The following is an 11,276-nucleotide window of genomic DNA, read 5'->3' as shown; positions in this document are numbered from 1 at the left end:
TAACAGAAACAAAGGAGCTCGAGTTTAGTTTCAAACTTAATCCAGTCAATTCTACGTATCAATCTAATTATTTGACATTGTTGACTATCAATTCAAACTCCCAGTCGGTGGTTGTCAATGATGAACAGATTTTGCATTTAATCAGTCAATGGCATGCGGAGAATATTTTCTCGGTCAATCAGCTTTCGCTCTTTAATTATGATGTCAACTTGGTATTGGCGCATTTAAAAGAATTAGGCTTTACGGTTTCACCAAGCTTGATCGACAATACCCAAACATTGGCTGTCGATATGGAGACGGACTTTGCTGTTGCAGCAGAAGTTCTCGATCAAATTTTCATTATTACAATGGAGAATCAGCAATATGATTTTATCACAGAAAACAAAGGTGAAATTCTTGTTTTACTTGATAAAAATCAACGATTGACGATTCATTTGTATACAGAGTCCACTTTACTAACGATTGATTCAGATCAATGGAAGCGATCCTTATTAGATTTCTTCACAAGCTATCCATTTTTGGTTCCGCTTGTCGTGGAAGGTGAAGAATAAATGTTCTAAATTCATTAAAAGTGCTAGAATGGTTTTTATAACTATTCAGCACTTTTTTTTTGGAAGGAGCAGTATGATGAAAAACAAAGCACTAGGTTTTTATGAAGGACGATCTTTAGATGAGTCAAATGTATTTATTGAAAAGGAAATTCCGATACCCAATTGCCAAGCAAATGATTTATTGGTGGAAGTACAGGCAGTTTCGGTCAATCCAATCGATACAAAAAGACGGCAAATGACTGCTTTAAGTGAAGCGTTCCAGATCCAAGGGTATGACGCCGTTGGGATCGTTAAAGAAATCGGCTCAGCAGTTAATGGCTTTGCCGTTGGTGATCGGGTGTTTTATGCTGGAACCACACAACGACCTGGTGCGAATCAAAGGTTCCAAACAGTTGATTCTCGGATCACAGCAAAGGCACCAGCCGGCTTTTCTGATGGCGATCTTGCAGCTATGCCATTAACGAGTATTACAGCGTGGGAATTGCTTTTTGAAAAATTTGGGTACGTGCCTGAAGAAAACGCGAATGATGGATCGATTTTATTGGTCAATGCCAGCGGTGGTGTTGGCTCAATTGCGGCGCAACTAGCAAAATGGGCAGGATTGACAGTCTATGGCACTGCGAGTCCTAAGAACGATCAGTGGCTTAAAAACAATCAAGTGGATCAAGTACTTAATCATCGCTTGCCGTTGGCTGAACAAATCACTGAGCCTTTTTCAGCCGTTGCAATTTTTTATGACGCCTCGGCCTATTTGCCACAATTAACGAAAGCAATCTTGCCGTTTGGCAAAGTCGGAATGATCGTGAATACGAAAGAAGCGCTAGATTTAAATCCATTTAAAAACCTCGGCATCGATTTTTATTGGGAGTATATGTTCGCAAAAACAGATGCTCAGTTGATGATTGAAACACAAGGGAGCATTTTGCAACGGATCGCCTCGTTACTCGCTGACAAAAAGATCCATACGACTGCGGTCCAAACGTTTGATGGAGGAATTACCATCGAGACCTTAAAGCTCGCTACAAAAGCGGTTGAGCAAGGAACAAAAGGAAAGACAGTGATCACTGGAGGCGTCCGCTAGATGGAAGAAGAGGAAGCGATGCTGTTTTGGGATGAATTTGCCCAAGAATATGCACAGATTCAAAGAGAATCCCAATTGAAAATTGCCGAAGAGGTAGCAGCTTTTTTGGTGGAGCAGAAAGTGTTCCCGATATCGGCCTTCGTTGACTTTGCTGCGGGGACTGGCCGCTACATTTCAGCATTTTATCCTTATGTAGATGAGTATTACGCAATTGATTTTTCAAAAGAAATGTTAAAAATCATTGAAGAAACGACGGAAGATCCGATGAACAAGCTCCATCTGGTTCAGCAGAGCCAAAAAGACTTTTTATCTGCAGACCAGCACTGGCCCTGTATTTTTATGGCAATGAATCCAGCAGTCAGAGACAAAGAAGCATTGCTTCAGTTTCAAAAAAAGGCCCATCAATTGATTATTCTAAGAATGATCGCAGAAGAAGAAAACGTGTTTCAGCCTTATGAAAAAAATCTTTCAGCGAAGAATGACCTGAACTTAAACACTTGGTACAAGAAGTGGTTTTCAGAAGAAGCGATCGATTGGCAGAGTCGGCAATTCGAGTATATTTTGAAGGAGGAGATCGATCAAGAAATATTTCATCTTTATTTTGAGGAGGAGTACTCATTGGAACAACGGCAACAAATGGTTCAACATGTCTTTGGTGAGGCATTGACTGTCGAAAGCCAAACGAAAATCACTTTTGAGCTTCTTTTAGCTTAAGTAAAATCACACAATGGGTATCAAAAAAACGAGATTCTGACATAAGATCAAGAAACAGGTACAGGAGCTAGGCTTCTTTTGGCTGCTGACTGGAAACATCTTATGCTGGAATCTCGTTTTACAGTGAATTTGCTACAATAGAAGGTATACGATGCTGCCTAATAACAGTAAAAAAATGATGTTGACGATAAAAAACAGCTTTTGAAACGTTCTCGCTTCTTTTGGTCTGGCTTGTTTCAATAATTTGTACCCAATCAAATTCGCCAAAGAAGCAATCAATGTACCCAAACCACCAACATTGACGCCCAAAAGAACGGCTTTTTCTAAATCGGTGAAAGGAGCAATCAAAATTGCTGCTGGAACGTTAGATATTCCTTGGGAGAGTAAAATACTACCTAAAAAAGCGCGATGCGTTTCTTGAAAATACGGTCGAATGTGATCGGTGACCAGAGATAGGTCTTGAATATTCCCGACGATCAAGAAGAAACAGAGAAAGGTAAGTAGTAACCGATAATCAACTTTTGCAAATAATCGTTTATTGCTAAACCAAACCACGGCTGCGACGACAAGCACGACGATTGAAATAGGGAGAACACTAAAAATACCAAGAATCATAAGGACAAATAATCCTGCATTAAGCAGCGCTGGCTTTTTTTCAAAGGGTTCTTCTTGCAGGGCGATTTCCAATGGAGTCTTTGGGATGAGCTGGATCGAAACAAGGAGTAATAGTAATGAAAGTCCCACAAAGGTGCCGGTAGTCCACATGAATTGTGGCAGCGAAATCTGATAGTAAGAAAATAAAAATAGATTTTGCGGATTTCCAAATGGAAACAGGCTGCTTCCTAAATTGGCTGCTACGATCAAATAGACAGCGCCTAATAAGACACTGGTGTGCTGTTGTTCTTTCCTCGTTAAGAGTAAATAGATGGGCAATAAAGTTAAGATAGCCACGTCATTTGTTAAAAACATCGAACTGAAGAAGCTTAGCAAGACGATTGCGCGGATCAAGTCACGCAGATTGCGACTTTTTTCCACTAATTTTTGTCCAAATGCTCGTAAAAGACCAGCTTCTTCTAACCCATTGATTACTAACATTAATCCAAACAGTGATAAAATCACTTTAAAGTCAATAAACGACCAACGGAAGGTGCCGAAAAAACACGCAATAAGTGCTAGTAGCAGGGAAATCGAAAATAATCGATCCGTTCGAAAAAATGCTAACATTCGTTTTCCCATAGTTCACCACCTTTCTTCTCAAGAATTTTACCATTCCTATGCTTTAGGAACAATAAATAACGCTTTTTCCATCGAACTCAAAGACATTCAGGCAATTTTTATAGTTGACAAACGACTCATTAATTGGGAAATTAGTATGTGAAAGGTGAAGGAGGTTCAAGAATGAATGTGATGCAGCTGCTTGAAAAAAATCAGCAGGTACATTTTCAAATTTTGGCTGTTTTTTTTCAGAATGGCTCAGAAGTCTCTTATAAAAAACTTGCAAAAACGTTATCCATTTCCGCGCCCACTTTGCAAAAAGAACTTCAAAATCTTCATCAAAATTTAGCTGCTTTCCATGAAGACGCAGCTTTGATCTATTCAGAAAATGATCAAGTGCAATTGGTATTGCCTCTTGATTTTTCCCTGAAGCAATTTTTTTATGCGTATCTTTCAGAAGCAATCGATTTTCAGATATTGTCGTATTTGTTTTTTCATCGAGATGAGTCAACGACGAAAATGATGTTAGAACTGATGTTGAGTGAAGCTTCATTGTTTCGTCGATTCAAAGCGATCAATCAGTTATTGAAAGAATTCGACATCCAATTAAAAAATAAAAAATTGATTGGGGATGAAAAACAGATTCGCTTTTTCTATTATCAGTTTTTTTCACAAAGTTATCCCAATGAAGAATTGATCGCTCGCTTGAATGCACCAGCCATCAACAATTTGATTCGAGTCATTGAAAAACAGTTGCAGACAACGTTTAGTCAAGCAGAGCGTTGGAAAGTCGGGCTTTGGTTAGGCATTATGGAAGCCCGTTTTGATTATCGCGGCTCGCAACAGCATGAAGCCTCGTATCCATTGTTGAAGTCATTGGAAAATGAAGCGATGTTCCAGCTTTTGCGGAATATATTAGGGCGCTATCTCAGTCGTTTTGCCGTATCCTGGAGCGATTATGAAACGGTATATTTCTATTTATTTTTATTAGCTGAAGGCTTGATTCGCCCTTCACTGGATGACTCCTTGCAAAAATCACTTTTCTTCCAAGAGATCGATGCGTTAAATGGGGAGCTGCTGCAGGCCATTGGTGATAGTGAAAGAAAGACTACAGAAACTTCTACGGAATTACGCGTCTTCTTGACGAGTGTGACGATCCAAGCGTTGTATATTCATGGCGGCATTATTGCCTTTGCTGAATTTCAGCCGCAAAGTGTTGCGAATGAGAGCTTGATCGAAGTGGCACAGCAAGCAATCGAACAGTTGGAGAAAAACGTAAACCAGTCCTTTTCTCTTGAGAAAAAGCAGCATTTGACCAATGAATTGCTTTTGATCCGTCAATGGATTCAAGTAAAACAGGAAAAAGCATTTACGGTAGGGATTTTACTGACTCAATCACGATTACGCAGTGGCTTTTTACGGCGCTTTTTGATCAAAGAATTGGCTGGCTATCCGAATATTCACTTCGATGGGACGAAGGAGAAGGACTATGATCTATTGATCGTTGATCATTCTGAGATCTCGGAAGGCTATCGTTATAAAAAACGATTGATTTTAACAGGTGGTGCAACCCCATTTGAAGAAGAGCGGCTTCATCAAATCGTGGATGAAATACGAAATGAGAACCTTGAAAGCGAGTTGGAAAAGATATGAGAATAGTGATTATTGGAGGCTCTCATGCAGGAATTGCTGCTGCCCGTCATTTAAAAAAAGTTGACCCAAAAGTCGATGTGATAATTATAGAAAAATCAAGCGTTCTTGGTTATGTTGCCAGCAGTTTGAATTTAGTACTGGAAGGTTACATTCAGCGTTTGGAAGATTCCAAAACGGCAACTGCCAGTGAACTTCTTTCAGAAGGAATCAATGTGATGCTAAACAGTGAAGTCACAAAAATCTTTCCGCAAGAACAAACGGTTCATTTTGTCACATCAACGGAATCTTATCAGCAAGAAGATGAAGTGAGTTATGATGGCTTGATTTTGGCGATGGGATCGAGTACTTTCCGTTCGGAGTTTGCCTCAGATGTCGAAGCACATATAACGACCTACAAAACCATTGGTCAATCAAAGCAAGCATTAGAAAAAATCGAGAATGCCCAAACCGTTGCGATCGTCGGCGCTGGTCTGATCGGGTTTGAATTAGCGGAATCTTTAAGCGGACAACAAAAAGCCGTTCATTTGATCGATCGCATGGATACGCTGTTGTTCCGTTATTTTGATCATGAAATTGCCAAAATTTTGATGGAACGCTTTCCTAAAAATTTGCAGATCTATCTTAACAGCAATGTCGCTCATACGATCAAAAATGAGAAAGGCGATTATCAAGGAATTGAGCTGTCAAATGGAACGAAATTTCAAGCTGACGTGGTCGTTTATGCTGTCAATCCACGTCCAAATGTTGCGCTAGTAGAAGATTTTCTGAAATTAAATCTGGATGGCACGGTATCGACAAATGAGTATTTGCAAACGTCTGACCCAGCGATTTATGCAATTGGGGATCTTGTTTCGATCCCATTTAATCATTCGGATAGCTCCTTGTATATTCCTTTAGTAACAAATGCTTACCGCACCGGGATCGTTGCTGCCACCAATTTATTGGCAAATGAACGGGGAACAACGAAAATTCCTTTTCCAAAAATGCAACGGACCGTCGTCAGTAAATTGTTTGGCTATTTCGTCAGCAGTTCAGGTATTAATGAGACCGAGGCACCGTATTACGGCTTTGAAGTAGATTCAGTGACGCAAACATTTCATTCTCGGACATTTTTCGCGACAGATGAGGATTTTGAAGTAACGTTAAAACTGATTTTTGATCAGCAAACGAAAGTGATCATGGGGGGACAAATCATTACGAGTGATCGTGGAAGTTTGGAGATCATCAATACGATCTCAACCTTGATCAATAGCAAGACGACCTTGCACCAGTTAGCAACAATGGATTATTTTTTCAATCCAACCATCTCATTTCCACTGCACTTTTTGAATCAATTGGCCCTTGATGGCTTGTTAAAGTAAAATAGTAAGTCTTGATAAACCTGCGATGATCGCAGGTTTATTTTTTTGTTAAGAAGTTCGTCGAGAATGCTAGATAAAGTAACCAGTTTAATCATTCAAAAAACGAAAAGGATTCATTAATTGTCTGTTTTGCTTTTACTTATTGGGTGATGGGGAAGTAGGCAGTGTCTTTTTAGTATAAACAGATAGGTGAAAATGATCTAACCGATATGTGAGGAGCTAGCTCTTGGTCAGCTTCGGAAAATTATCCAATGATTAAAAAGAATAAAAGAAAGGATTTCTTTCAGAAAAACATCACTCTCCTTCTTACAACGATTTAACACTAATGTGTTTTTTTCTTATTTCTTTTGAAAAATGGTCATCCAGTCGCTACCAAAGGCATCCGGCCTTTGATGTAAAAAAATCATATGACATTTTTACGGATACTAGAAATCAAAATCCTGTAATGATACCATTTTTAGTAATAATTTTGTTGTTAATAAATTCACGAGTAAGGAAAGGAGTTTTGCGGATGAACTTAGTTGCCAGAGAACAAGAGAAATTAATGATTGTTGTAGCTGCCGATTTAGCACGCCGTAGAAAAGATCGAGGATTAAAACTAAATCACCCTGAGACCGTGGCACTAATCACCTATGAAGTGATAGAAGGAGCTAGAGATGGTAAAAGCGTTGCTGAACTAATGGCTTATGGGGCAACCGTTCTAAAAGTAGAGGATGTGATGGAAGGTATTCCCGAGATGATTCATGATATTCAAGTAGAAGCGACATTTCCAGATGGTACCAAGCTTGTTACTGTCCATCAGCCAATTCGTTAGGAGGAATGAAATGAAACCAGGAGAAATCATTTTTAAAGACACACCCATTACGATCAATGAAGGAAGAGAAACAAGAGAAATTGCTGTGTTTAATTCTGGTGACCGTCCCGTCCAAATCGGTTCTCATTATCATTTCTTTGAAGTAAACTGCGAACTGATTTTTGATCGTTCACTTGCATACGGGTTTCGTTTAAATATTCCTGCAGGTGTAGCGGTTCGCTTTGAACCACATGATGAAAAGGTGGTTGAGTTGGTTGCATTAGCAGGAAAACGAGAAGTTTACGGACTGAATAACCAAACAAACGGCAAACTTGATGAGGAGTGATTTAGTGACGAAGGAAATACCTAGAAAACAATACGTAGAACTCTATGGACCAACAGTTGGTGACAAAGTCCGCTTAGGTGATACCAATCTTTTTATCGAAGTGGAAAAGGATTTTACAAGTTATGGGGATGAAGTAGTATTCGGTGGGGGAAAGGTCATTCGTGAAGGGATGGGGCTTGATCCTTTGGCTGTACGCGATGAGGACAATGTACCAGACTTAGTGATTACCAATGCTTTGATTTTAGACTATACAGGGATCATTAAGGCGGATGTTGCTATTCGTGATGGGAGAATTTGCAGAATCGGTAAAGCAGGCAATAAAAGGATAATGGACAATGTCGATATCACGATAGGAGCATCGACGGAGATTATTGCTGGCGAAAATAGAATTCTTACAGCTGGCGGTATTGACACCCATATTCATTTTATTTCACCGCAACAAGTTGATACAGCGTTGCATAGCGGTGTGACTACGATGATTGGTGGGGGAACAGGGCCAGCTGAAGGATCAAACGCAACGACAGTGACTCCGGGCGCATGGAATTTAGAACGAATGTTTCAAGCAACGGATGGCCTACCAATCAATATTGGTTTATTGGGAAAAGGTCATGCTGCATCACCGGAACCATTAGTTGAGCAAATCGAAGCTGGTGCGATTGGACTGAAAATTCACGAAGATTGGGGCACAACATTCTCGTCAATTGATCATTCGCTGAAGGTGGCGGATGACTATGATGTTCAGATTGCGATCCATACCGATACATTAAATGAGACGGGGTTTGTCGAACGAACCATTGAAGCATTCGATGGTCGGGTAATCCATACCTACCACACAGAAGGTGCAGGTGGTGGTCACGCCCCTGACATTATTCGTATTGCTGGACAAAAAAATGTCCTCCCCTCATCGACAAATCCCACGATGCCTTATACAGTAAACACTGTTGATGAGCATTTAGATATGTTGATGGTCTGTCATCATCTTAACCCAGATATTCCAGAGGACTTAGCTTTTGCCGACTCACGTATCAGACCAGAAACAATTGCTGCAGAAGATGTCTTGCATGATATGGGGGTTTTCAGCATGATGAGTTCGGATTCGCAAGCGATGGGAAGAGTCGGTGAAGTGATCCTCAGGACTTGGCAAGCAGCAGATAAAATGAAAGCAGAGCGCGGTCCTTTGCCTGAAGAGACTGGGGAAAATGATAATTTTCGCGCTAAAAGATATATTGCAAAATATACCATAAACCCAGCCATTACCCATGGGATTGCTGACTATGTCGGTTCAGTCGAAGTTGGTAAGATTGCTGATTTAGTTCTTTGGCAACCTGCTTTTTTTGGGGCTAAACCAGAACGAATTTTAAAAAGTGGCATGATCGTTGTAAGTTTGATGGGGGACCCGAATGCTTCCATTCCGACTCCGCAGCCTGTTTTCTATCGACACATGTTTGGTGCGTATGGTTCGGCACTTGCTAATAGCTCATTTACTTTTGTCTCCCAAGTTGCCTATGAGAACAATATAAAAGAAAAATTTCAGCTAAAGAAAGAGTTGCTTCCAGTTAAAGGCATTCGACATTTAAGTAAAAAAGACATGAAATTCAATGACGTGACTCCTGAAATTCAAGTGAATCCTCAAACATATGAGGTGAAAGTGAATGGGGAAGTTGTGACGTCAAAACCTGCGCAACAGTTACCTTTGGCTCAAAAGTACTTCCTTTTTTGATTCACTCTTTGTGCATGTCTTCCAAGTGGACAAGTAATATTTATTTTTTGAATATTTTGAAAAATTATATTGATAACAATGAAAGGATGGGATCACAATGATCGTAACTGAGATTATAGGAAATATTCATCAATCCGGGGTTCTCAAAGAATTGGAGGTGGAAACTGTTGAAATAGAAAATGAAGCTTTAGCAAAGCGAATCCATCATTTAGTGACGAATAAAGGAACAAGCGTCAGTATTCGTTTACCAAAAGGCCAACATTTACACGCGGGTGATATCTTAGTCGAGGAAGAAAAGCGAAGGATTATTGTTGACGTGCTTCCCGAAGATGTTTTAGTCATTGTTCCAACCACTGTACAAATGATGGGTGAAATTGCTCATGAGTTGGGAAACCGACATCTGCCAGCGCAGTTTTTTGAAAATCAAATGATCATCCAGTATGATTATTTAGTTGAACAGCTTTTGCAACAAAAAAAGATTCCCTTTTCTCGAGAAAGCAAAAAATTGTCAACTGCTTTTCGCCACATAGGACACAGTCATGATGAATAATTTATTTCTTTTTCAAATGAATGATTCCAATTTTCCGATCGGCAGTTTTAGTCATTCTTTTGGATTTGAAACCTACTTGCAACGAAATTCTATTTATGACCAAGCAACGTTTGACCATTGGTTAGATCAATATATGCGTTATCAAATACTCCGCACTGATGGTTTTGCCGTACAACTTGCCTATCAAGCTCTGGAAAAAGAGGATATATGTGCTTTGGTCCAACTTACAGAAGAGCTGAATGCGCAAATTTTACCTTGCGAAATTCGTCGGGGCAATCAGAAAATGGGTAGTCAATTTCTCACTATCGGTCAGAAAATTATGGTAGTGCCTTTATTAGAAGGATACGAAAAAAAATTAAAAGAAAAACAAATCGCACCTCATCCAGCACTTGTGTACACGATATTAGCCTTTGTCAACGGTGCATCAAAAGAGCTGACGATTTCTGCGTACTTGCTTAATATGGTGGCTACACTTGTACAAAATGCCGTTCGAGGGGTTCCAATCGGTCAAGTTGCAGGACAGAAACTGATATGGTCATATCAAGAGAAAATTGATGACTGGACAAAAGAGATTATCAAAATGAAAGATTCCCAATTTGGTGCATGTGCTCCAGGGATTGAAATCTCACAAATGCAGCATGAGTTCCTTTTTGCAAGAAATTTTATGTCATAGAACGGAGGATATTATGGATACGATTAAGATCGGAATAGGCGGACCAGTTGGTGCAGGAAAAACGTTTTTGATAGAACAAATTGTGAAACGCTTGAAGGATCAAGTCAATATAGCTGTTGTAACAAATGATATCTACACAAAAGAAGATGCTAATTACTTGATCAATACGGGAATTCTTGATGCGAAACGAATCGTTGGGGTGGAAACGGGAGGCTGTCCCCATACGGCGATTCGCGAAGATACTTCGATGAACACAGCAGCTATTGAAGAGTTGGAAGAGAACTTTCCAGAGTTAGAAATCATTTTTGTGGAAAGTGGGGGAGACAATCTTGCGGCAACCTTTAGTCCAGAATTAGTGGATTTATCCATTTATATTATTGATGTCGCACAAGGAGAAAAAATTCCGCGTAAGGGGGGACAAGGAATGATTAAATCGGATTTATTTATTATTAATAAAATAGATTTAGCACCTTATGTCCATGCTGATTTAACGATTATGGCTTCTGACGCCAAAAGATACCGAGGAGAAAAACCGACTATTTTTACCAATTTACAAGATGGTACCGGCTTAGCGGATATTATTGACTGGATTCGCAAACAAGCATTTTTAGAGGGCTAA

Annotated in this window: 12 protein-coding genes (1 of these 12 only partly in view); 11 read left to right on the top strand and 1 reads right to left on the bottom strand. The window is 39.7% G+C overall.

What is annotated here, in order from left to right; all coding sequences use genetic code 11:
* The 3 genes from IGI71_RS09325 to IGI71_RS09315 form a co-directional block, all read left to right on the top strand.
* Positions 1-551: the 3' portion of a hypothetical protein gene (locus IGI71_RS09325; RefSeq protein ID WP_221693121.1), read on the top strand. The gene continues 511 nt to the left of window position 1, outside the view; the window shows 551 of its 1,062 coding nt (coding positions 512-1,062); its start codon lies off the left edge, out of view; its stop codon occupies positions 549-551.
* A gap of 73 nt (positions 552-624) precedes the next feature.
* Positions 625-1,632, top strand: coding sequence for a zinc-binding alcohol dehydrogenase family protein (locus tag IGI71_RS09320; RefSeq protein ID WP_375354311.1), 1,008 nt, complete (start codon positions 625-627; stop codon positions 1,630-1,632).
* Positions 1,633-2,346 (top strand): methyltransferase domain-containing protein, encoded by a 714-nt coding sequence (locus tag IGI71_RS09315; RefSeq protein WP_074933632.1) that lies wholly within the window; start codon positions 1,633-1,635, stop codon positions 2,344-2,346. It abuts the gene before it with no gap.
* A gap of 132 nt (positions 2,347-2,478) precedes the next feature.
* Here the strand turns inward: IGI71_RS09315 and IGI71_RS09310 are convergent, their stop codons facing one another.
* Positions 2,479-3,582 carry an SLC13 family permease gene (locus tag IGI71_RS09310; RefSeq protein ID WP_142973051.1) on the bottom strand — a complete coding sequence of 368 codons (1,104 nt, stop codon included), beginning with the start codon at positions 3,580-3,582 and terminating at the stop codon, positions 2,479-2,481.
* A gap of 162 nt (positions 3,583-3,744) precedes the next feature.
* Between IGI71_RS09310 and IGI71_RS09305 the strand changes: the two genes are divergently transcribed.
* From IGI71_RS09305 to ureG, 8 genes are all read left to right on the top strand, one after another.
* On the top strand, positions 3,745-5,214 hold the full coding sequence (locus IGI71_RS09305; protein ID WP_010748448.1) for a helix-turn-helix domain-containing protein: 1,470 nt from the start codon (positions 3,745-3,747) through the stop codon (positions 5,212-5,214).
* Entirely contained in the window at positions 5,211-6,575 is a 1,365-nt protein-coding gene (locus tag IGI71_RS09300; protein WP_128432744.1) for an FAD-dependent oxidoreductase, read from the top strand. The genes IGI71_RS09305 and IGI71_RS09300 overlap by 4 nt, the downstream gene beginning before the upstream one ends.
* A gap of 511 nt (positions 6,576-7,086) precedes the next feature.
* Entirely contained in the window at positions 7,087-7,389 is a 303-nt protein-coding gene (locus tag IGI71_RS09295) for an urease subunit gamma (RefSeq protein ID WP_430615491.1), read from the top strand.
* A 10-nt stretch (positions 7,390-7,399) separates the two neighbouring features.
* Positions 7,400-7,714 carry an urease subunit beta gene (locus IGI71_RS09290; RefSeq protein ID WP_115232379.1) on the top strand — a complete coding sequence of 105 codons (315 nt, stop codon included), beginning with the start codon at positions 7,400-7,402 and terminating at the stop codon, positions 7,712-7,714.
* Between the two features lie 4 nt (positions 7,715-7,718).
* A complete protein-coding gene (gene ureC / locus IGI71_RS09285; protein WP_128432745.1) occupies positions 7,719-9,434 on the top strand; it encodes an urease subunit alpha in 1,716 nt (571 codons plus the stop codon).
* 97 nt (positions 9,435-9,531) lie between these two features.
* A complete protein-coding gene (locus IGI71_RS09280) occupies positions 9,532-9,984 on the top strand; it encodes an urease accessory protein UreE (protein WP_118215818.1) in 453 nt (150 codons plus the stop codon).
* Positions 9,977-10,657 carry an urease accessory protein UreF gene (locus IGI71_RS09275; protein ID WP_164888624.1) on the top strand — a complete coding sequence of 227 codons (681 nt, stop codon included), beginning with the start codon at positions 9,977-9,979 and terminating at the stop codon, positions 10,655-10,657. Before IGI71_RS09280 ends, IGI71_RS09275 begins: the two co-directional genes overlap by 8 nt.
* A gap of 13 nt (positions 10,658-10,670) precedes the next feature.
* Entirely contained in the window at positions 10,671-11,276 is a 606-nt protein-coding gene (gene ureG / locus IGI71_RS09270) for an urease accessory protein UreG (RefSeq protein ID WP_430615486.1), read from the top strand.

The organism is Enterococcus sp. DIV1279b (assembly GCF_050531515.1).
Lineage (GTDB): Bacteria > Bacillota > Bacilli > Lactobacillales > Enterococcaceae > Enterococcus_D > Enterococcus_D casseliflavus.
Note: the sequence above shows the minus strand (reverse complement) of the source record. Positions and strands in the feature narration are given on the sequence as shown.